Here is a 21,121-nt window from a genome sequence, read left to right on the forward strand (position 1 = left end):
CATTTGACAAACCCGGCACGGTGAACTAATTAAGTATTTTTACACCGAGGGTGCCATGACGCGAAAGATCTTCATAGCAGCAACCGGCCAGAACAGCGGGAAGACCACCACCAGCGTTTCCCTGTTGCATCTGGCCCGGAAGAAATACGAGCGGGTCGGCTTTATCAAGCCGATCGGCCCCAAGCCGGCCATGCTGCGGGGGGCTACCCTCGACAAGGATGCCATCCTGATCGCCCAGGTCTTCGGTCTGCAGAAGGATCTGCGGATCATGTCGCCGGTGGTGGTCTATCCCGACACCACCCGCAAGGTGATCGACGGCGAGATCGCCGTTGCCGAACTGCGGGAGCGAATTCTCCACGCCTATGCCGAGCTGGAACAGCGGTGCGATTTCATTGTCATCGAGGGATCGGGCCATCCCGGTGTCGGGTCGGTGCTGAAGCTGTCCAACGCCCGCATCGCCCGGATGCTGGACGCGCCGGTGCTGATGGTGACCGGCGGCGGGGTCGGGAACGTAGTGGATACCGTCAGCATGAACCTGGCGCTCTTCGAAAAGGAGGGGGCCGAGGTGCGGGCGCTCCTGGCCAACAAGCTGATCCCGGAGAAGCGGCAGTCGATTCTCGATTACCTGCGCCGGGCACTGGCAGACGAGCCGTTTTCGGTGATCGGCGGCTTCGATTATCAGCCGGTCCTGGCCAACCCGACCCTGCGCCGCGTCTCGCGACTGCTTGAGCTTCCGTTGAACGGCAATAGGCGCGACATGGGGAGGATCATCCACAACGTACAGATTGGCGCCGCCTCGACCCAGCGGGTGACCGAACTGCTGAAGGCCTCGTCGCTCCTCATCGTCACCAGCAGCCGTGACGAACTGCTGGTGACCCTGGCCAACCTCTATCAGATGCCCGAGTACCGGTCCTTGATCGTCGGCCTGGTGATTCCCGGTGTCATCCCTATCAGCACCATCACCCAGCGGATTCTCGAACAGAGCAATATCCCGTATCTGCGTACCCACAGCCACACCACGGCCGAACTACACCGGATACTCACCGAGGATGTCTCCAAGATTACTGCCGAGGACACCGAGAAACTCGACTTGATCCGGTCGCTGGCCGAAAGGAGTCTCGACTTCGAGACCCTGGACGCACTGTTCGCGCCCCGGCATCCCGTCACCTGACGGCGCGAAAGGAAACCATGCCTGACAATAGCCGGCTGCGCCGCAGGCGCTGGGCGATCTTCGGCGCCCTGGCCCTCACCTATATCCTCGTCTATTTCTACCGGGTATCCCTTGCCGTCGTGGCGCGCGACATCTCACGGGAACTGCACCTCACACCCCAGCAGCTCGGCTCCCTGTCGGGCATCCTCTTCTATGTCTATGCCCTGGCCCAGCTACCCCTGGGACCGATGATCGACCGGCTGGGAAGCCGGCTGGTGATCGGCTGTTCGGGCGTTTTGACCGCCATCGGCGGCATACTTTTTTCCCGGGCGGACAGCCTGGGGACTGCAATGGCGGCCAGGGTCCTGATCGGGATCGGCACGGCATCTGTCCTGATGGCAACCTTCACCATCTTCAGCCACTGGTATTCGAAGCAGGAATTCGGCCGGGTCTCCGGCTTCATGGTGGCGGTCGGCAATCTGGGCAACCTGTCGGCCACCGCACCGCTGGCACTGGCCGTGGCCGCCATTGGCTGGCGGGCGTCGTTTCTGGCCATCGCCATCGTGCAGGTGCTGTCCACCCTGCTGGTCTTCTTCGTGGTGCGGGACCGGCCGCCGCAGTGCCCGACCGAGCCCGCGCAGAGCTCCGATCACCCTGCCGGCATGCTGGCCGCATGGCGGGAGATCTTCGGCAACCCGCATTTCTGGCTCCTGGGGACGACCGCCTTTTTCTGGTACGGCAATTACCTGGCACTGCAGGGGCTCTGGGGCGGCCCCTACCTCATGGAGGTATTTCATCTCTCCCGGGCCGCCACCGGCCGGATGCTCTTGTTAACCTCCCTCGGGTTCATCATCGGCAGCACAATGATCGACACCATCGCCAGCCGGCAGTTCCGTTCCTACAAGAAGACCCTCCTGGCCGGACAGGTGCTGCTGCTGATCCTCATGAGCAGCTTTCTCGGTCTGGCGGAAACCCTCCCGCAGCCGCTCCTGATGGCAGGTTTTTTCGTCATTGGCCTGGCGGTCTCCAGCGGCGTGATGATCTACCCGATCACCCGCAGCATGTTCCCGGTGCGGATCGTCGGGACCGCCCTCACCTCACTCAATTTCTTCGTCGTCATGGGCGCGGCCGTCACCCAGCATGTGATGGGGCTGATCATCGGCTCCTTTCCCCGCGGTGCGGACGGAGCCACGCCCCAGGCCTTCCACAGTGCCTTTCTCTTCCCGGTCGTCGGTCTGGCCGTGGCAATCGTGCTCTACCTGTTCGCCCGGGATTATTCCGAGCTGGGGTGAGATTTGATCCATCCCCTGAACGCGAAAAAGGCGGCCGCAGCCGCCTTTTTCGTCAGGATATGAGTGAGTTTGGTGGGTTAGAGGATCTCCACCAACTGGATCTCAAAGGTGAGGTCCTCGCCGGCCAGCGGATGGTTGGCGTCGAAGGTGATGCTATCTACTGTCACTTCGGTCACGGTAACCCCGAAATCATCGTTCTCATCGTTGGAGAGGATGAGTTCGTCTCCCACCGCGGGATTGAGGTCTGCCGGGACGTCGCCGCGGGGTACAGTGAAAACCTTTTCCGTGTCGTGCTCGCCAAAGGCGTCCACAGCCGGGACCACAACCGTCCGCTTGTCACCGGGGGCCATGCCGACGAGGGCCTCTTCAACCTGGGTGAAAAATTCTCCGGAGCCGATGGTCAGCTCGAAGGGGCCGGTTTCACAGCCACAACCGCAATCATCATGATTGCAGTCGCCTGTTTCGCACTCCTCCGAGTTGCATTCCTCGCCTTCGAGGGTTGAATCGAAAACCGTGCCGTCCTTGAGCATGCCGGTGTAATCGAATTTCACCTTATCGCCTTGTTTTACCTGTGCCATTACCTTGTTCCTTCTCTTCTGATGATGGTATGCAGCCGTGGCTGTCGTTATTGAGAGTAGAGTACGGGGAAGAGCGAAAAACGTCCACAAGAAAATGCAGTTCAGGCTGCGCAGGCTGCTGGCAGGGGGATGGTGTCCGACAATGTTGTTGACCAGAAGCATCCGGACCGCCACCCCCGCCTCCCGGTACAGCGCCAGGTTGAGCCGGACCGAGTCGATGACGTTGCCGATGACGCCTCCGCCGTAGCCGGCCCCCTCCACCAGAAGCAGATCACAGCATGACTCCAGTTACCGGCAGGCAGCGACGATCCTGTCAGCCGCCCACTCCCGGCAAAGCTCACCATCCAGGAACTTTTTGGTTGATGAGCCTTTCCCCAGCACCAGCGGCGACATGGGATGGATCTGCTCTTCCAGGCCGAAGACCCGGGCCATGAGGGCCGCATCCTTGTGGCGGCTTGATGTACCCGATCCGTTCGTAGCGCTGCCGGGCAAGATGCGTATACGTTTTTTGACCGAAATGCTGCTATACTTGTTTTCCCATTTTCCGAAGAACAGGAGTTTGCCATGGAGATGCTCAATGACGTGGAGGTTCGGGTGCTCGGCTGCCTCATCGAAAAGGAGCTGACCACCCCGGAATACTACCCCCTCACCCTCAATGCCCTGACCAATGCCTGCAACCAGAAGTCGAACCGTGATCCGGTGCTGAGCCTGGCCGAGGCCGATGTGGTGCGCGCCATTGACCGCCTGAAGTTTAAAGGGATGGCGCGGCTGTCGGCCGAGGCGGGGCGGGTGCCGAAATACTGCCACTCCCTGACCGAGAAGTATCGTTTTGCACCGCCGGAACTGGCACTGCTGGCCGAGCTGCTACTGCGCGGCCCCCAAACCGTCGGCGAGCTGCGCAGCCGGGCCGAGCGGATGGCGCCGTTCGCCGACCTCACTGCCGTGGAACAGGTGCTGGAAGTGTTGATGGAGCTCGATCCGCCGCTGGTCACCCGCTTGCTGCGCCAGCCGGGCCGGAAGGAGTCCCGCTACGCCCACCTCTTGGCCGGAGAACCCCAGCCGACGGCAGAAGAAAGCGCCCCTCCGCCTGAGGCGGCGCGGCTCAAAGTTATGGCTGAAGACGAGCGGGTCGGCAGGCTGGAAGAAGACGTCGCCACCCTGCGGAGCGAGGTTGCCGAGCTGCGGCAGTTGGTGGAGGAGTTCAAGGCCCAGTTCGAGTGAGAGAGGCCTTTCCATTAATCGTTAAGGAGACGCGAAGAAGAGATCGCCATTCGATTCGCCAATTGAAATCATTGACAACTCTGCTGGGCTGTGGTAAATGAATTCGGTTTTTGGGGTGTCGCCAAGCGGTAAGGCAACGGACTCTGACTCCGTTATTCCGAGGTTCGAATCCTCGCACCCCAGCCAGACTTATAACTGGCCGAAATGGCTATATAAAACAAGACCCCTTACATCTGGGTATACATTTAGGTATACAGGAGATAAGGGGTCTTGTCATATCCAGCACACTACGAAGACAAGTTGGACGAAACCGTCAGTTCAGATGAATATTCAGGCACAGCAATCTCCGACTTGCTGCTCTTATGATCTCGATAACTTCCTGCTTGCCCGTGGCTAACCTTGTTCCATACAAAAAGAGCGCCGCAAAGGGCGCCCTTTCTGTATCAGGCTACTTGAGGTTTTTCTTTATCCTCTCCACCGCCTCGATCACATTCTCACGATGACCGAAGGCCGACAATCTAAAGAACCCTTCTCCGCTGGGGCCGAAGCCGGAGCCGGGGGTCCCGACCACGTTGCATTCGGTGAGGAGCTTGTCGAAGAAGTCCCAGCTGGTCATCCCTTTCGGGGTCTTGAGCCAGATGTAGGGGGCGTTGACACCGCCGTACACCGTGAGCCCCGCTTCCGCCAAGCCTTCGCGGATGATCCGGGCGTTCTCCATGTAGTAGTCGATGATCTCCTTGTTCTGCTTCCACCCCTCGTCGCCGTAAACCGCGGCGGCGGCCTTCTGCACCGGGTAGGAGGCGCCGTTGAACTTGGTGGTGGTGCGGCGCAGCCAAAGCTTGTTGAAGCTGTAACGCTCGCCCGTGGAGGTCGTCCCCGTCACCTCTTCCGGCACGACCACCAGGCCGCAGCGGACGCCGGTGAAGCCGGCGGTCTTGGAGAAGGAGCGGAACTCGATGGCGCACTTCTTCGCCCCTTCTATCTCGTAGATGGAGTGGGGGATCGCCGGGTCGGTAATGAACGCCTCGTAGGCGGCATCGAAGAAGATGACCGCGTCATTGGCGTTGGCGTAGTCGACCCACTTCTTCAGCTCGGCCTTGCTGGCCACGGTGCCGGTCGGGTTGTTGGGGAAGCAGAGGTAGATGATGTCCACCTTCTCCGTCGGGAGGGCCGGGATGAAGCCGTTGGCCTCGTTGCACGGCATGTAGACGATCCCCTTGTAGTACCCCTTGTCGTCCGCGTCGCCGGTGCGGCCGATCATGACGTTGGTGTCGTTGTAGACCGGGTAGACCGGGTCGCCAATGGCCACCACGTTGTCCAGGGCGAATATGTCCAGAATGTTGGCGCAGTCACACTTGGAGCCGTCGGAGATGAACATCTCCTCGGTCTTCAGCGACACGCCCAGCGGCTTGTAGGACTTCTCGATGATGGCGTTGATCAGCCAGTCGTACCCCTGCTCAGGGCCGTAGCCGGCGAACTGGTCGATGGTGGCCAGGTCGTCCACCGCCTGGTGGAACGCCTTGATCACGGCCGGGGCCAGGGGGCGGGTCACGTCGCCGATCCCCAGGCGGATCACCTTGGCGGACGGGTTGGCCTCGGCAAAGGCGCGCACGCGGCGGCCGATCTCCGGGAAGAGGTAGCCGGCCTTGAGTTTAAGGTAGTTATCGTTGATTTTTGCCACGTTGAATCCTCCGACTAATAATGTGAATTGGAAGGGAGCTTCTGCTTCGTCCCTATGAAGTAATAGCAGATGACGCCGACCAGCGGCAGGAAGATGACCAGCAGGAACCAGACCAGCTTGTTCGGTCCGGTGAAGTCGTTCTTGAGGATGTCGATAAGCGCCCAGATCCAGGCAGCGAGGCAGGCAAGGGCAAGAATCCCCCCGCCAACCACTGCGAACATGACCAGTATTCCGGCCTCCATCATGATGACACCTCCTGAGCGATGCTAGCGCAGGCCCAGGACATCCTGCATGTCATACAGCCCCGGCGCCTTGCCCACCACCCACTGTGCCGCCCGCACGCTGCCGCGGGAGAACATGTCGCGGCTCATGGCCCGGTGGGAGATCTCGATCCGCTCCCCCATGCCGATGAAGTAGACGGTGTGCTCGCCGACGATGTCGCCGCCCCGCACGGTCTGCATGCCGATCTCTTCCCTGGTCCGCTCGCCGCAAATCCCCTCGCGGTGGTAGTTGGCCACCTCGTTGTAGTCGCGGCCGAGCGCCTCGGCTACCACCTCGCCCATCCGGACGGCGGTGCCGCTGGGGGAATCCTTTTTCTTGTTGTGGTGCAGCTCGACGATCTCCACGTCGAAGTTGTCCCCCAGGGTCCTGGCCACGTCCTTCAGGACCTTGAAGCAGACGTTGACCCCGACCGACATGTTCGGGGCGAGCACTGCCGGGATATCCTTCGCCAGCTCGGCAGCCAGTGCCCGCTCTTCCGGGGTGAAGCCGGTGGAGCCGATGACGATCGACTTCCGCTTGAGGGCGCATGCCTCCAGGTTCTTGAGCGACACCTTGGGGGCGGTGAAGTCGATCAGGGCGTCGCAGCCGTCGACCACCACGTTCAGGTCGTCGGAAATGGCGACGCCGATGGCGCCGAGACCGGCGTTGAACCCGGCATCCTGGCCGACCATCGGGTGGCCGGGCCGCTCAAGGGCACCGGAGAGCTCGACCCCCTCGGCCTCCTTGATGGCAGCGATGATGCGTCCGCCCATCCTGCCGGCAGCGCCGCAGACAGCGATCTTGATCATAGAAACCTCGATTGCTCGGGGTTCTGGGCTCGGGGCAAGACTCAGTCTTCACCCCCAGCCCTGAGCCCTCAGCAGTATTATATGAGACCGTATTCCTTCATAATAGCCGCCAGCTTCGCCTTGTTCGCCTCGCCCATCGGGCAGAGCGGCAGTCGGAGCTCGTCGGAGCACTTGCCCATCAGCCCCAGGGCGGTCTTCACCGGGATCGGGTTCGACTCGATGAACATGGCGTTCCCGATCTTGAGCGTATCCAGGTGGAGCTGGCGCGCCTTGGCCAGGTCGCCGGCAAAGAAGGCGTCGACGAGGCTCGCCACGGTATTCGGCATGATGTTGGCCAGGACCGAGATGACCCCTTTGGCGCCGCAGGCCATCATCGGGAAGGTGATGAAGTCGTCGCCGCAGAGAACGTCGATCTGGCCGTTGCAAAGTGCGATGACCTCTGATGCCTGCTGGAGCGACCCGGTGGCCTCCTTGATCGCCACGATGTTCCTGTGGGGCGCCAGGCGGGCAACGGCCTCGGGGAGCATGTTGACGCCGGTGCGGCCCGGTACGTTGTAGAGGATCTGGGGGATGGCCACGGCGTCGGCTATTGCCGTGTAGTGACGCACCAGACCTTCCTGGGTCGGCTTGTTGTAGTAGGGGGTGACCAGCAGCACGCCGTCGGCACCCGCCTCCTTGGCCTTCTGGGAGAGCTCGATCGCCTCGGCCGTGGCATTGGAACCGGTGCCCGCGATGACCGGGACCCGCTTCTTCACCTGGTCGATGACGGTCTTGATCACCTCCATATGCTCGTCGTAGTCGAGCGTGGAGGCCTCGCCGGTGGTGCCGCACGGCACGATGGCGTCGGTACCGCCGGCGATCTGGAACTCCACAAGTTCCCGCAGTTTTTCTAAATCAACCTGGCCGTTCTTGAACGGGGTGACAATGGCGACAATGCTTCCCTGGAACATAAATTTGTCCTCCTTGTAGGAGCGAACCGCGTTCGCCCTGGGCGCATGTCATGCCATGCGCCCCTACGCAAGATGATTACAGAAACGACGCGACCCGCTCGCCCTTGATCAGCTCTTCGACGGTCTCGCGCTCGCGGACCACTTCGAACTTGTCTCCCTTGACCATCACCTCGGCCACCCGGGGCCGACTGTTGTAGGAACTGCTCATGGCAAAGCCGTAGGCACCGGCCGACATGAAAGCGACCAGGTCATCCTGTTTGAACATCGGCACCTCGCGTCCCTTGACCAGGAAGTCGCCCGACTCGCAGATCGGTCCGACGATGTCGGCGACGATCATGCCGTCCTGATCCCTGGTCACGGCCTGAACACCGTGGTAGGAGTCGTACAGGGCCGGCCGGGCAAGGTCGTTCATCCCGGCATCGATCATGATGAAATTCTTCTCGTCGCGGGCCTTGGTGTAAAGGGTCTTGGCCACCAGGATGCCGGCGTTGCCCACCAGGTTGCGACCCGGCTCGAACACCAGATGCATTCCCAGATCCTTGGTGGCGGCAACGACCTTCTGGCCGTAGTCGGCCGGCAGAGGGGGCTCTTCGGCGTTGTACTGAATGCCGAGACCGCCGCCGCAGTCGAAATACTTGAGGTCAATCCCCTGCTCTCGCAGCTTGCCGATCATCACCTTCAGCTTCTCGATGGAATCGACGAACGGGTTGACCTTGGTCAGCTGGGAACCGATATGCATGTCGATGCCGATGACGTCGATGCCGGGAAGGGTCTTGGCCCGGCCGTACTCTTCCATGGCCCGGTCGATGGTGATGCCGAACTTGGCGTTCTTCAGCCCCGTGGTGATGTAGGGGTGAGTGCCGGGGTCAACGTCCGGGTTGACCCGGATGGCGATGCCGGCCTTCTTCCCCAGGCGGGAGGCGATCTCGCTGATGCGGGTCAGCTCCTGCTCCGACTCCACGTTGAACATCAGGATGCCGGTGTTCAGGGCGTACTCGATCTCGTCGTCCTTCTTGCCGACGCCTGAGTAGACAACCTTCTGCGGATCGACGCCAGCCTTGAGTGCACGGAACAGTTCGCCGCCGGAGACGATATCGACGCCGCCCCCCAGGTTGATGAAGGTCTTGAGGACCGACTGGGTGGAGTTGGCCTTCACCGAATAGCAGATGGTATGGGGGGCGCCGTTAAAGGCATCGTCGAACGCCCTGAAGTGGCGGGTCAGGGTGGCATGGGAGTAAACGTAGACCGGGGTGCCGACCTTGGCGACGATATCCTTCAGCGACACATCTTCGGCGAAGAGTTCGTTCCCCTTGTACTGAAAGTGGTTCATTGTGCTCAATCCTCCATTTGGCTTATAAGTGCGTCCAGTATGGACAAACCTTGTTTTGGCTAAAGTGTTTTTACCTAACATAGGAGGGGACAAAAGTCAAAAGATTCAATCGGGTAGAAAGGGGAAGGTACGGCGTTCCAAAGGGTGCCGCTCAGCGGAACTCGGGAGGGGAGAGGGAGGCGGCCACCTCATTGGAAGGTTCGCTCTCCACCTCTTCACCATCGATGCGGACCACGGCTGTTACGGTGTAGTGATAGATAACGGTACGGTCAAGCTGCTGGTCGGTGTAGGTGGGGCCGGGGACCGGCGACGGCGTGAGCGGGACAGCGGGTGCGGGCTCGCCGGAACGCTGGCGGTAGATATTGAAACGCAGCCGCTCGCTACCGGTAAGGGGAGGAGTGACGAACGCCAAGGTAACAGCGGTCGGCGAGGGAATCGCCTTGAGTGCGGGAGGCAAAGGCGCTGCAACCTTTTTTCGTCGCTCGCTGAAGGCCGGACGCCCGGCCGCACCCCGACGGCTCACGGCAGTGACACTGTAGCGATAGGCAGTGCTGGTCTTGACGGCGCGATCCATGCAGAAGAAACGGTCTCCGCTCCGCTGCACGTCACGCAGGAAGTCCAGATCAATGCTCCTGACCGGTCGCCAGCTGTCCGGGCAGGCGAGACAATCCTCTCCCGGCGGCAGGACCTCATGGCGGTAGAGCCGGAAACCGGCCAGGTCGCGCAGGGGGCGTCCCCGCTCCTCCTTGTCGGGTGCGGTCCAGGAGATGCGGAAGCCATCCCCCTGCTGCCGCACCTGCAGATCGGACGCCGGCGCAGGCACCAGCGCCTCGGGCGGGATCAGTGCCCCCTTCTTGCCGCAGCCGGCAAACAGTAGTGTGCAGATTAAAAGACAGAGAATCGATTTCATTACTTATCCCGTCTATTTCCCCGCCTTGGCCCGCTCAATCTCCGCCTTCACCCGCTCCGGCGCCGTCCCGCCGATGGCGGCCCGGGCGTTCACCGAGGCCTCCAGGGTGATGGCGTCATAGATATCCTCGCCGATCTTGTCGGAAAATCCTTTCCACTCCTCGATGGTCAGCTCCGGCAGGTCCTTGCCGTGGGTAAGGCAGTAGGCCACCGATTTCCCCACCACTTCGTGGGCATCCCGAAACGGCATCCCCTTGCGGACCAGGTAATCGGCCACGTCGGTGGCGGTGGAGAACCCCTTGGCCGCGGCCTGGCGCATGGTGCCGGCATTCACCGTCATCTCCCGGATCATGTCGGCAAAGATCTTGAGGGAACCCTTGACCGTGTCGATGGTGTCGAACAGCGGTTCCTTGTCCTCCTGCATGTCCTTGTTGTAGGCGAGCGGCAACCCCTTCATCACGGTCAGGAGCGCCATCAGGTTGCCATAGACCCGGCCGGTCTTCCCCCGGACCAGTTCGGGCACGTCCGGGTTCTTCTTCTGGGGCATGATGCTTGATCCCGTGCAGAAGCCGTCGGAGAGGTCGATGAACCGGAACTCACTGGTGGACCAAAGGATCAGCTCCTCGGAGAAGCGCGACAGGTGCATCATCAGGATCGAGGAGGCAGAGATGAACTCCAGGGCAAAGTCCCGGTCCGAGACCGAATCGAGTGAGTTGCGGGTCACCTCCGGGAAATCGAGCAGCTCGGCCACATGCTCCCGGTCGATGGGAAAGGTGGTCCCGGCCAGGGCCCCGGCCCCGAGCGGCAGGACGTTCACCCGCTTCAGGCAGTCCTCCATCCGCCCCTTGTCCCGCTTGAACATCTCCACATAGGCGAGCATGTGGTGGGAGAAGAGGATCGGCTGGGCGGTCTGCAGGTGGGTGTAGCCCGGCATGATGACCCCCAGGTTCGTCTCCGCCTGAGTGAGGAGCGAGTCGATGAGCAGGTCGAGATAGGCGGAGACCTCGACGATCTCGTCCCGCAGGTAGAGACGGATGTCCAGGGCCACCTGATCGTTGCGGGAGCGGCCGGTGTGGAGCCTCTTTCCGGCCTCGCCGATCTTGGCCGACAGGCGCGCCTCGATGTTCATATGGATGTCTTCCAGGGAGACGGAGAAGTCGAAATGACCGGCCTCGATCTGTTCCAGGATCTGCTGCAGGCCGTGGACGATCGCTTCCACGTCGGCCATGGGGATGATCCCCTGCTTCCCCAGCATCCGGGCATGGGCGATGGAACCCCGGATATCCTGGTGGTAGAGGCGCTTGTCGAAGTCGATGGAGGCGGTGAACTCCTCGACGAATTTGTTGGTGGGCTGGGCGAACCGGCCGCCCCAGAGTTTGTCCTTGGACATGATGAATCTCCTTAGAATTTCTTCAATCTCGAATTGCCTGCTTTTTTGCCGAGGCCCTCGGCATTTTGCTGGCAATATCCACAATTTTGCCGTCCTTGACCACATAGCAAGGGGTCTTGGTTTTACGTGCCAGCGTATGCGCCGATTTAGCGGCTCTTTTGAGTGCTTTATCGACCCCTGCCAGATCCGAATCCATGGGTAACTGTTTTTTTGTGGTCATTGTTTTTCTCCCCATTCCAGCACCACCGTCATCCTTGCACCCCGATCCTTTGGCTCAAATCGTCAAATACGCCCTGGATATTTATCATAACCTCGTCATTCGTGTAGCGAACAACTGTAAGCCCCAAAGCTTCAAGTACCTTTGTCCGTTCAGCATCATATTCGACAGTACCGGCGTGACTATCGCCGTCAATCTCTATTACAAGTCGAAGCTCAGAACAGTAGAAATCTACGATGTAATTGTCAATCGGCTTTTGCCGAAGAAATTTGTAGTTGGCAAACTGCCTCATGCGCAGGACTTCGTGCCAAATTTTTGTTTCGGCTTTTGTGGGGTTGCTGCGGTTTTCACGGGCAAGGGCGGTGAGGTTTTTGTTGTAGGGCAGAACCAACCCCTCCCCGACCCTCCCCTTGACAAGGGAGGGTGAAAAGCAAACCTCTTCTGCAATCTCCTGCCCTTTGTATAAAAGGTTCGGTTTTGGCTCCTCCCCTGTCAAGGGGAGGCGGGGGAGGGGTTGGTTTTGACTCATACTTTTTCTCCCCAGACCCGGCCGATAGCAGTCCGGATGTTGACTTCAGCATCAAGAATCTGTTGTTTCGCATCCTCTATGATCTTCTGATACGCCTCTATTTCGGTGACGATCTGTTTCTGGATTTCAATGGATGGGAGGGGGATATGCAGTTTTCTGACAGCGGATAGTCGATAAAGCCATCGGGCGCGTCTTCCAGGTCATTACCTAGCTTGTTGTTGGTAAACTTTCCCTTTTTGGTGTGATGCTCCAGGAAGATGTTGGCTTTGCCTTCTGGCGAGTCAAAAAAACGCCAGCCAGCCTCTTCAAGCAGCTTGTTAATCTTGATTCTGGCTTTGGCTTCTTTTGACACCATCTCACTCCCTCTTCATCACAAACTCATCGCATTTACAATTCCGCCAGTTTCTCCCATCGGCCATCCTCTGTCCAGTGCATGACGCTGTGCACCTTGAGCGGTACCCGCGAGGTGCGGGGGTCAAGTTCGTGGTGCAGCGGGAGATTGAAGTAGTAGAGCCGGGTCTCGGGGCCGAAACGGAGCCGGCAGACCGGGGCCCCGCCGAAGTCGTCGGTGACGAACTCCCGCTGCTGCACCTTCCCCAGCTTGTGGTGACGGTTGATGACCACGTAGGAATAGCCGTGGGCCGGCTTGCCGTCGGAGAATCCCTCGACAAAGGTTTCGTCCGAACTGTTGCCGAAGATCGTCACCGCCTCCCGGACACCCGGGAAGTCCTCCAGGTACTCGCCGTAGAAGCCGCTGATCACGTCCCGGTAGCTATGGTGTTCCGGTTTCGGGTTGCACTGGAGGACGAAGAGGGCGTCCAGTCCCTGCCTGGTGGTGAAGTAATGCTGGTTGGCATGGTCGATGATCTGCTTGATGTTCGAGGCGTACAGGTCGCGATAAAGATAATCGAGACAGATGATTGCCATGAAGTTGAAGCAGGAGGGGCGGCTGCGGAAGAGGTAGAAGTGCCGCCCCCGGTACAGGTCATGGTACTTGTCCAGGAACTCCTCGCCGTGGAAAGGGTGGGACTTGGCCTCCAGAAAGACCCGCAGCCTGCCGCTCGCCTCCTTGACCGCTATACAGCACCAGTTGACCGGCATCTCCAGGATGTCTCCGGAGTCCAGATCCCTGTTCACCAGCTCGATCGCCTCGGCGTTATCCTCCCCAAAGCGCTCCAGGAGCTCCCGGTAGGTCTTGAGGGGCACATGCTCGATGCCGAACATGGTCACCGAATTGGGGCGGAACCCCTGGTCGATGGCGGCCAGCATCTCGTCGAAGCGGGCATAGGGGATGCTGCACTCCGGCAGCATGAGGAAGTGGAGCTTCTTCAGGTTGCCTTCCCCCGCGGCCACCAGGTCCAGGAGCGCCTTCACCTGCCCCCACTTCTCGTCCGGATCGGTGATGACGTAACAGCTCTCGCCCCGGCGCAGCCGGTTGGGGAGCTGGGCGATCATGCAGTGGAGGTGGTGACCGAGCGGGAACTCCAGGTTGACCTTTGTATCGATGATCTGGACCATAGAAGCAAAAATCCATTCAACACGGAGACACAGAGAGCACAGAGAAAAGCAACGTCTTTTTGGTTAAAACCGTATGCCTGGCCTTGGCTTTAGATTTTTGCCTGCCTCCGTGTCCTCTGTGTCCCCGTGTTTCAATTGCCGTTAAGGAGTTAGCGTTGTGCTACTTCACCGCCGCCGTGCACTTGGGACAGATCGTCGGATGGTCGCTCTCCGACCCGAGCTCCTCGCTGTAGCACCAACAGCGCTCGCACTTCTCGCCCGGTGCAGCGGTCACAAGGATGGTAAGTCCATCGACTGCTTCAGATCTATATCCTGAACCTGGAACTATCGGCGTTGTCAGGTCAACGGCAGAAACAATGAAAACATCTCTCAGAGAATTATTTTCGTTAAATTCATGAAGTTGCACAGCTTCCAGTGCCGCAGCATTAATTGTCACTTTGGCGTCCAGTGAGTGGCCAATGGTCTTGGCCACCCGCGCCTGCTCCAACGCCTTGGAGACCTCGGCCCGCACCTTCATGATCCGCTCCCAGCGCTCCACCAGCCGGTCATCCTTCCATTCCGGGTTGAGCGCCGGGAACTGCGCCAGATGCACGCTCGCTTCCCGCTCGCCCGGCATGTATCCCCAGACCTCGTCGCTGGTGAAAGAGAGGACCGGAGCCGTCAGCCGCACCAGGCTGTCCAGGATCAGGTACATGACGGTCTGGGCGCTCTTGCGCTCCACCGAGTCCTTCCTGCTGGTGTAGACCCGGTCCTTCAGGATGTCCAGGTAGAAGGCGCTCATCTCCACGGTGCAGAAGCCGTTCACCGCGTGGTAGAGGACGTGGAACTCGTATTCGCCATAGGACTTCAGCACCTTCTCCTTGAGGAGCTCCAGCTGGTGCAGTGCCCACCGGTCCAGTTCCGGCATCTTGTCGAAGGGGACCGAGTCCTTTGCCGGATCGAAGTCGCTGATGTTCCCCAGGATGTAGCGGCAGGTGTTCCGGATGCGGCGGTACGCCTCGGAGAGGCGGGTCAGGATCTCCTGGGAGATCCGGATGTCGTCCCGGTAGTCCTGGGCTGCGACCCAGAGGCGGAGTATCTCGCCGCCGTACTTCTTGATCACCTCTTCCGGGGCGACCACGTTCCCCACCGACTTGCTCATCTTGCGCCCCTGGCCGTCCACCACGAAGCCGTGGGTCAGGACGTTCTTGTACGGGGCCCGGCCGCGGGTGCCGACGCTCTCCAGGAGCGACGAGTGGAACCAGCCGCGGTGCTGGTCGCTCCCCTCCAGGTACATGTCCGCCGGGGATGCGAGCTTAGGGTTCGGTTCCAGCACGGCGGCGTGGGAGACCCCGGAGTCGAACCAGACGTCCAGGATGTCCATCTCCTTACTGAAGGTGGAGGCACCGCACTGGGGGCACTTGGTGTCGGCCGGCAGGAGTTTTTCCGCGTCCCACTCGAACCAGGCATCGGCGCTCTGTTCCTTGAAGATCGCGGCCACATGGTCCATGAGGGCGCCGTCGGCCAGGTACTCGCCGCAGGCAGTGCAGGAGAAGGCGGTGATCGGGACCCCCCAGGTACGCTGGCGGGAAATGCACCAGTCCGGGCGGTTTTCGATCATGCCGTAGATCCGCTCCTTACCCCACTTGGGAATCCACTGCACCTCTTCAATCGAGGCCAGCGACTGCTTGCGCAGCCCGTTTGCCTCCATGGAGATGAACCACTGCTCGGTGGCCCGGAAGATGATCGGCTTCTTGCAGCGCCAGCAATGGGGATAGGAGTGGCTCACCTGGCCGGCCCCGACCAGGGCGCCGACCTCCTGCAGCTTCTCGATCACCAGGGGGTTGGCGCTAAAGACAAACTGGCCGCCGAAGAACTCCAGGTTCGAGAGGTACTTGCCGTGATTATCCACCGGATTGTAGATCTCCAACCCTTCCTTCAGGGCCAGTTCGTAGTCTTCCTGGCCGTGGCCGGGCGCGGTGTGGACACAGCCGGTGCCGGCCTCCAGGGTCACGTGCTCGCCGAGAAGCACGATGGAATCGCGGTCGTAGAACGGGTGCTTGCAGCGCTTGCGTTCCAGGACCTGGGCCGGGAAGGTGGCCAGTACCCGGCCCTCCAGCTTGTTGGCCGCCAGGAAGGCGTCCTTCAGCCCTTCGGCAACGATGAGGACCTCGCCGTTCACCTCAAGGGCCGCATAGGTAAATTCCGGGTGCAGGGCAATGGCCAGGTTGGCAGGGATGGTCCAGGGGGTGGTGGTCCAGATCACCACCGACACCCTCTTGCCGGCCAAGGCGGGCACGGCAGTCGCGATGTCGTCCTGCAGGGCGAACTTGACATAGATCGAGGGAGAGGTGTGGTCGGCGTACTCCACCTCGGCCTCGGCCAGGGCCGTGACGCAGGAAGAACACCAGTGCACCGGCTTCTTCCCCCGGTAGAGGCTGCCGTTATGGGCGAACTTGGCCAGTTCGGCGGCGGTCTGCCCCTCGTACTCGTAGTTCATGGTCAGGTAGGGGTTGTCCCAGTCGCCCAGGACCCCGAGTCGTTTGAACTCGTCCCGCTGGATGGCGATGAACTTCTCGGCGTATTTCCGGCACTCGCGCCGCATCTCCAGCTTGGAGATCTCGTGTTTCTTCGACCCCAGGTTCTTCTCCACCTGCAGCTCGATGGGAAGCCCGTGGCAGTCCCAGCCCGGAACGTAGGGGGCATTGAACCCCTCCATCCGCTTTCCCTTGAGGATGATGTCCTTGAGAATCTTGTTCAGGGCGTGGCCGATGTGGATATGGCCGTTGGCGTAGGGGGGGCCGTCGTGGAGCACGTACAGTGGCTTCCCCTTCCCCTGTTCTTCGATGGCGGCATAGAGCCCGTTTTTCTCCCACGTTGCCAGGACCTCCGGCTCGCGCTGGTTCAGGTTGGCCTTCATGGGAAAGTCTGTAGTGGGCAGGTTGAGGGTGTCTTTATACTCCATGGGAATTCCTCCGTGATGATCGCCAAACAAGCGAACTAAACTAGCCAGAACCCATTGAAAAGTCAAGAAATAAAGGCTTTCTCCGGTTGTGGCACAATCCGTGACCAACGTATATTCGGTCCGGTGACCATCGCCTTGCCCCCGTCTCCCGGCAGCTGTGCATGGAAGATTATTGATATTGAACCTGACAAGGAGTATAAAAGCGAAAATTTCAGCCGAGATCCGTTCCGTGGAACGGATGCGGGGGACCCATGCACCAAGGGGCGCATTCCGGCAGATGCCGGATAGGGAACTTCCACTCCCGAGCCCGTCAGCTAACCTCGTAGGCATCTGGAAGGGCACGAAAGCGGCCATGGGCCGTCGGCGGTTGCCGGCGGCCTTCATGTTCCGCAGTCAGCCCTGCACACAACGTGCGGGAGACAGTAGATGAAACACCATGAAGCAGGTTCCTTCTGGGGCGGTATCGTCAAGTCCATGGGACTGGTGTTCGGCGACATCGGCACCAGCCCGATCTATACCCTGACGGTCATCATGACCCTCACCCAGCCCACCCAGGAGCATATCCTCGGCATCCTTTCCCTCATTGTCTGGACCCTGATCCTCCTCGTGTCGGTGGAGTATGCCTGGCTGGCCATGAGCCTCGGGCGCAAGGGGGAGGGGGGAACCATCGTCCTCAAGGAGATCCTGGTGCGGCTACTGAAGCCGGGGAGGCAGCTGGGGTTCGTCGCCTTTCTCTCCTACCTCGGCGTCTGTCTGCTGCTGGGGGACGGGGTCATCACCCCGGCCATCTCCATCCTCTCCGCCGTCGAGGGTCTGGAACTGATTCCCGGCCTGGAGCATACCCAGCAGTGGATGCTGATCCTCATTGCCGCTGTCATTGCCGTCGGCCTGTTCATCTTCCAGTTCAAGGGAACCGACAAGGTGGCCAGTCTTTTCGGGCCGCTGATGGTGGTCTGGTTTCTCGCCCTGACAGTGTCCGGGGCCATTTCAGCCGCCAGCTATCCGGTGGTGCTGAAAGCGGTGAGCCCCTGGTACGCCGTTGAATTCCTGGCCAGGAACGGCCTCTCCGGCTTCTTCATCCTCTCGGAGGTCATCCTCTGTGCCACCGGCGGCGAGGCACTCTATGCCGATATGGGGCACCTGGGGCGCAAGCCGATCATTCGCGCCTGGTACTTCGTCTTTGTCGCCCTGGTCATCAACTACCTCGGGCAGGGGGCATACATCCTCAAGCATCCGGACGCCAGGAACATCCTCTTCGGCATGGTGCGCTGGGAGGCGCCGTTCCTCTACATCCCCTTCCTGCTCCTCACTGTCATGGCCACGGTCATCGCCTCCCAGGCCCTGATCAGCGGCGTGTTCTCCATCGTCTACCAGGGGATCACCACCCGTATCATGCCGCTCCTGAAAGTGGACTACACCTCCAGCCATCTGAAATCCCAGATCTATATCGGCTCGGTTAACTGGGCGCTGCTGGTGCTGGTCATCTTTATCATGATCGTCTTCCGGAAGTCGGAAAACCTGGCCGCGGCCTACGGCCTGGCGGTCACCGGCACCATGACCATAACCGGCATCATGATGTGCATGATCTTCGCCCGGACCACCAAGAAGTGGAAGGTGCCCATTGCCCTGTTCGTCACCCTCCTTGACCTGGCCTTCCTTATCGCCAACCTGAACAAGCTCCCCCACGGTGGCTACTGGTCCCTTATTCTGGCTGCGATTCCCTTTGCAGTCATCCTGATCTGGACCAAAGGGCAACGGGCGCTCTACCGGGCGCTACGCCCTTTGGACATCGATACGTTTCTGATCGCCTATGAGCAGATCCACGCCAAGGGGAAAAACATCCCCGGCACCGGCCTTTTTTTCACCAAGGAGTGGGAGGTGGTGCCACCGTATGTGGTACACTGCATCATTCGCAGCAACATCATCTATGAGCGGAACATCTTCATCTCCATCGTCCGGACCGACGAACCGTTCGGTATCCATACCTGTCTGAACCTTAACGGTGGTACCGGGCTTGACTCCTTTGCCATCCAGGCCGGATATATGGAGATGCTGGATATAGAGACGCTACTGAAAGAGAACGGCATTCACGAAAAGGTCATTTTTTACGGGATCGAGGATATCGCCACGCCGAACCCCGTCTGGAAGGTGTTTTCGGTAATAAAGAGGCTCACACCCAACTTCGTTCAGTTCAACAAACTGCCGGCCAGCAAGCTGCAGGGGGTGGTGACGCGGGTGGAAATGTAGTCTTTGGCTGCAACGGAAACGTACAAATTCATGGGGTGATTTTTATGACAAAAGTAATCCGTAACATCACAATGCTCGGCATGATAGTCATTCTCACTGCCTGCGGTTCCACCACCAGGGTTGCCAAGGACGTGCTCATCACTTCCGAACCGGCCGGTGCCACCATCTTTCTGGATGGCGACAAAATGGGCGAGACCCCGCTCAAGGTGAAGACCTTTTTCACCTGGAACCAGGACGAATTGTACAACTCTCTGCTGCGCCGGGTCGTCCAGGTCAAGAAGGAAGGTTACGAATCCCAGACCCGTGACCTGTACCCCATCGACATGCCGACGCTCCATTTCCTGCTCAACCGGGAGAACCCGGGTGGTGGAAAGCCATGAGGAACTGTTTTGTCTACGTTTTCATGCTGGCCCTGCTGTCCGGCTGCGGCACATCCGGACAGTACATCGTCAAGTCGCAGCCGACAGGGGCGGAGATCCTTGTCGACGGCGAAAAGCTGGGGACGACTCCAGCCACCATCTCTGTAGACTTCCCGGAAAACAAGCAGCTGGTCCGGGAGAAGCGCCTCATCAGCTTGCGCCTGAAGGGATATCGGGAGGCGAAGGAGGTCCTTTGCTATGAGGGGGACCAGGCACGGGTCCTCAACTTTGAACTCGAACCGGATCGGAACTGACGGCATGACTATTCATTTCAGGAAACCTGCTGCCCGTGTGGGCGCAATTTCGGCCCTTTTCTTGGTTCTGACAACGGTTGCCTGTGGCGCTGCCGAGATCGCGGCATTTCCCACTTCCAACCAGAGCCCGCTGGTCCAGATCTTCGGCCTGCCCCAGTCGGGAACCGCCTCTGTCCTCCCGGCCGGGAAATATGCGCTCACGGTTGTCGAGGATATTGCCAGCAACTTTGCCCACGACGAGACCTCGCGAGAGAAGATCCTCCTGGATGGCGAGAGCTACCGGACCGTCCTGAGTTTCAGCCGGGGCATCGGCAGCGACCTGGAATTTGGGCTGGAACTCCCCTTCGTGGGGCATGGCGGAGGTATTTTCGACGGCTTCATCGAGGGATGGCACGATACCTTCAACCTTCCCCAAGGGGGCAGGAAAAGCGCCCCCCGGAACCGGCTCCTCTACCGCTACGAAAAGGATGGCCAGGTGCGGCTCCTGCTGGACGAGTCGGGGTACGGGCTCGGCGATATTCGTCTTAGCGGTGGCTGGCAACTCTACCGTGGGACCAGCGGCACGGCACGGCACGCCCTTGCCCTGCGGGGCAGCCTGAAGCTGCCGACCGGCAGCAGCGCCTGGCTCCGGGGGAGCGGCAGTACCGACATCGCCCTTTGGCTCACCGCCAACAGCACGTTCACCCTCCCCGGGCCATGGGGGGAACTCGGATTTTACGGAGCCGGCGGGGGGATGATCATGACGCAGGGAGACGTCCTTCCCGACCAGCAGCGGCATGTGGCCGGGTTCGGTACCGCCGGCTTCGGCTATGCGCCGGCCGGCTGGATCACCCTCAAGCTTCAGCTTGATGGGAATACCCCTATGTACGACAACAGCAGCCTGCGGGAGTTGAGCAATCCGGCGCTGGAGATCCGGATGGGAGGGGATATCAATTTCCCCGACAGCACAGCACTGTCCATTGCGGTTTCGGAAGACCTTGCCGTGGACACCGCTCCGGATGTCACTCTGCATCTCTCCCTCACCCACCGCTTCTGATCCGTATCCTTTGCCTGTCGTTGAGGCGAACGGCCGATTGGCTTTATCAGGATCATGGGTGGACGCGTGAAAAAGGGGCTAGTACCACTTAACATTTAATATTTCGTTTAATTGCGGTATATGGCATACTGGCGTAACTCATTCAAGGAGGCCACCATGTCGCCAAGATACCGAGTAACACTTACCGAGCAGGAGCGTAAAGATCTTGAAGCCTTAACCAAGCGTGGAAAGACCCACGCAAGGCGGTTTGTCCACGCCCGTGCCTTGTTGCTTTCTGATGCCGGTGATAATGGTCCAGGCTGGAGTGTTGCTGATACTGCAGAGGCACTTGGTGTGAGTAGTCGGACAATTGAACACCTGAAGAAGCGTTTTGTAGAAGATGGCCT

The 21,121-nt window shown here is 60.1% G+C and carries 22 protein-coding genes, 1 tRNA gene and 1 riboswitch; of the genes, 9 read left to right on the forward strand and 14 right to left on the reverse strand.

The genetic code is table 11. The annotated features are described in order from the left end of the window. Window positions 1-55 precede the first annotated feature (55 nt). Both JN12_RS11335 and JN12_RS11340 read left to right on the forward strand, forming a co-directional pair. Complete coding sequence (locus JN12_RS11335; protein ID WP_145022761.1) at window positions 56-1,171, forward strand: phosphotransacetylase family protein; 1,116 nt, start codon at window positions 56-58, stop codon at window positions 1,169-1,171. Window positions 1,172-1,188: 17 nt separating this feature from the next. Further along, complete coding sequence (locus JN12_RS11340; RefSeq protein WP_145022762.1) at window positions 1,189-2,442, forward strand: MFS transporter; 1,254 nt, start codon at window positions 1,189-1,191, stop codon at window positions 2,440-2,442. A gap of 77 nt (window positions 2,443-2,519) precedes the next feature. On the opposite strand, the gene JN12_RS11345 is transcribed toward JN12_RS11340, so the two are convergent. Together JN12_RS11345 and JN12_RS20485 are read right to left on the reverse strand one after the other, a co-directional pair. Beyond that, window positions 2,520-3,281: an FKBP-type peptidyl-prolyl cis-trans isomerase gene (locus JN12_RS11345; protein ID WP_281287730.1), complete on the reverse strand. Its 762-nt coding sequence runs from the start codon at window positions 3,279-3,281 to the stop codon at window positions 2,520-2,522. Window positions 3,282-3,308: 27 nt separating this feature from the next. After that, a complete protein-coding gene (locus JN12_RS20485) occupies window positions 3,309-3,452 on the reverse strand; it encodes a hypothetical protein (protein WP_170241903.1) in 144 nt (47 codons plus the stop codon). A 132-nt stretch (window positions 3,453-3,584) separates the two neighbouring features. Here JN12_RS20485 and JN12_RS11350 point away from each other — a divergent pair, with 132 nt between their 5' ends. After that, window positions 3,585-4,241: a YceH family protein gene (locus JN12_RS11350; protein ID WP_145022765.1), complete on the forward strand. Its 657-nt coding sequence runs from the start codon at window positions 3,585-3,587 to the stop codon at window positions 4,239-4,241. A gap of 111 nt (window positions 4,242-4,352) precedes the next feature. Further along, window positions 4,353-4,427: transfer RNA gene (locus JN12_RS11355), tRNA-Gln, on the forward strand. A gap of 262 nt (window positions 4,428-4,689) precedes the next feature. Here JN12_RS11355 and JN12_RS11360 read toward each other — a convergent pair. The 12 genes from JN12_RS11360 to ileS all read right to left on the reverse strand — a co-directional run bounded on the left by JN12_RS11360 (window position 4,690) and on the right by ileS (window position 16,779). After that, a complete protein-coding gene (locus JN12_RS11360; RefSeq protein ID WP_145022768.1) occupies window positions 4,690-5,922 on the reverse strand; it encodes an LL-diaminopimelate aminotransferase in 1,233 nt (410 codons plus the stop codon). Window positions 5,923-5,936: 14 nt separating this feature from the next. Then, window positions 5,937-6,167 carry a PLD nuclease N-terminal domain-containing protein gene (locus JN12_RS11365; protein WP_145022771.1) on the reverse strand — a complete coding sequence of 77 codons (231 nt, stop codon included), beginning with the start codon at window positions 6,165-6,167 and terminating at the stop codon, window positions 5,937-5,939. A gap of 21 nt (window positions 6,168-6,188) precedes the next feature. Then, complete coding sequence (gene dapB / locus JN12_RS11370; RefSeq protein WP_145022774.1) at window positions 6,189-6,992, reverse strand: 4-hydroxy-tetrahydrodipicolinate reductase; 804 nt, start codon at window positions 6,990-6,992, stop codon at window positions 6,189-6,191. A 77-nt stretch (window positions 6,993-7,069) separates the two neighbouring features. Next, window positions 7,070-7,942 (reverse strand): 4-hydroxy-tetrahydrodipicolinate synthase, encoded by an 873-nt coding sequence (dapA, locus tag JN12_RS11375; RefSeq protein WP_145022777.1) that lies wholly within the window; start codon window positions 7,940-7,942, stop codon window positions 7,070-7,072. Window positions 7,943-8,018: 76 nt separating this feature from the next. Then, window positions 8,019-9,272 carry a diaminopimelate decarboxylase gene (lysA, locus tag JN12_RS11380; RefSeq protein ID WP_145022780.1) on the reverse strand — a complete coding sequence of 418 codons (1,254 nt, stop codon included), beginning with the start codon at window positions 9,270-9,272 and terminating at the stop codon, window positions 8,019-8,021. 151 nt (window positions 9,273-9,423) lie between these two features. Beyond that, a complete protein-coding gene (locus JN12_RS11385; RefSeq protein WP_145022783.1) occupies window positions 9,424-10,182 on the reverse strand; it encodes a fibronectin type III domain-containing protein in 759 nt (252 codons plus the stop codon). Window positions 10,183-10,194: 12 nt separating this feature from the next. Then, complete coding sequence (gene argH / locus JN12_RS11390) at window positions 10,195-11,571, reverse strand: argininosuccinate lyase (RefSeq protein WP_145022786.1); 1,377 nt, start codon at window positions 11,569-11,571, stop codon at window positions 10,195-10,197. A 22-nt stretch (window positions 11,572-11,593) separates the two neighbouring features. After that, window positions 11,594-11,791 carry a hypothetical protein gene (locus JN12_RS11395; RefSeq protein ID WP_145022789.1) on the reverse strand — a complete coding sequence of 66 codons (198 nt, stop codon included), beginning with the start codon at window positions 11,789-11,791 and terminating at the stop codon, window positions 11,594-11,596. A gap of 28 nt (window positions 11,792-11,819) precedes the next feature. Beyond that, on the reverse strand, window positions 11,820-12,317 hold the full coding sequence (locus JN12_RS11400) for an endonuclease domain-containing protein (RefSeq protein ID WP_145022790.1): 498 nt from the start codon (window positions 12,315-12,317) through the stop codon (window positions 11,820-11,822). A 97-nt stretch (window positions 12,318-12,414) separates the two neighbouring features. Further along, a complete protein-coding gene (locus tag JN12_RS11405) occupies window positions 12,415-12,672 on the reverse strand; it encodes a hypothetical protein (protein WP_145022792.1) in 258 nt (85 codons plus the stop codon). A gap of 32 nt (window positions 12,673-12,704) precedes the next feature. Beyond that, window positions 12,705-13,835, reverse strand: a complete 1,131-nt coding sequence (locus tag JN12_RS11410) for a hypothetical protein (protein ID WP_145022794.1) — start codon at window positions 13,833-13,835, stop codon at window positions 12,705-12,707. Between the two features lie 160 nt (window positions 13,836-13,995). Next, window positions 13,996-16,779, reverse strand: a complete 2,784-nt coding sequence (gene ileS, locus JN12_RS11415; protein ID WP_145022796.1) for an isoleucine--tRNA ligase — start codon at window positions 16,777-16,779, stop codon at window positions 13,996-13,998. 203 nt (window positions 16,780-16,982) lie between these two features. After that, window positions 16,983-17,123: riboswitch (cyclic di-AMP (ydaO/yuaA leader) on the forward strand. Window positions 17,124-17,205: 82 nt separating this feature from the next. Between ileS and JN12_RS11420 the strand changes: the two genes are divergently transcribed. From JN12_RS11420 to JN12_RS11440, 5 genes are all read left to right on the forward strand, one after another. Continuing rightward, window positions 17,206-19,026: a KUP/HAK/KT family potassium transporter gene (locus JN12_RS11420; RefSeq protein WP_145022798.1), complete on the forward strand. Its 1,821-nt coding sequence runs from the start codon at window positions 17,206-17,208 to the stop codon at window positions 19,024-19,026. A 44-nt stretch (window positions 19,027-19,070) separates the two neighbouring features. After that, window positions 19,071-19,406 (forward strand): PEGA domain-containing protein, encoded by a 336-nt coding sequence (locus JN12_RS11425; RefSeq protein WP_145022800.1) that lies wholly within the window; start codon window positions 19,071-19,073, stop codon window positions 19,404-19,406. Continuing rightward, complete coding sequence (locus tag JN12_RS11430; protein ID WP_145022802.1) at window positions 19,403-19,699, forward strand: PEGA domain-containing protein; 297 nt, start codon at window positions 19,403-19,405, stop codon at window positions 19,697-19,699. Before JN12_RS11425 ends, JN12_RS11430 begins: the two co-directional genes overlap by 4 nt. A gap of 4 nt (window positions 19,700-19,703) precedes the next feature. After that, entirely contained in the window at window positions 19,704-20,735 is a 1,032-nt protein-coding gene (locus JN12_RS11435) for a DUF3187 family protein (RefSeq protein ID WP_246125849.1), read from the forward strand. 156 nt (window positions 20,736-20,891) lie between these two features. Next, window positions 20,892-21,121: helix-turn-helix domain-containing protein (locus JN12_RS11440; RefSeq protein ID WP_170241904.1), on the forward strand; the 230-nt coding region annotated here is incomplete at its 3' end.

Source organism: Geobacter argillaceus (genome assembly GCF_007830735.1).
GTDB classification, from domain to species: Bacteria; Desulfobacterota; Desulfuromonadia; order Geobacterales; family DSM-12255; genus Geomobilibacter; species Geomobilibacter argillaceus.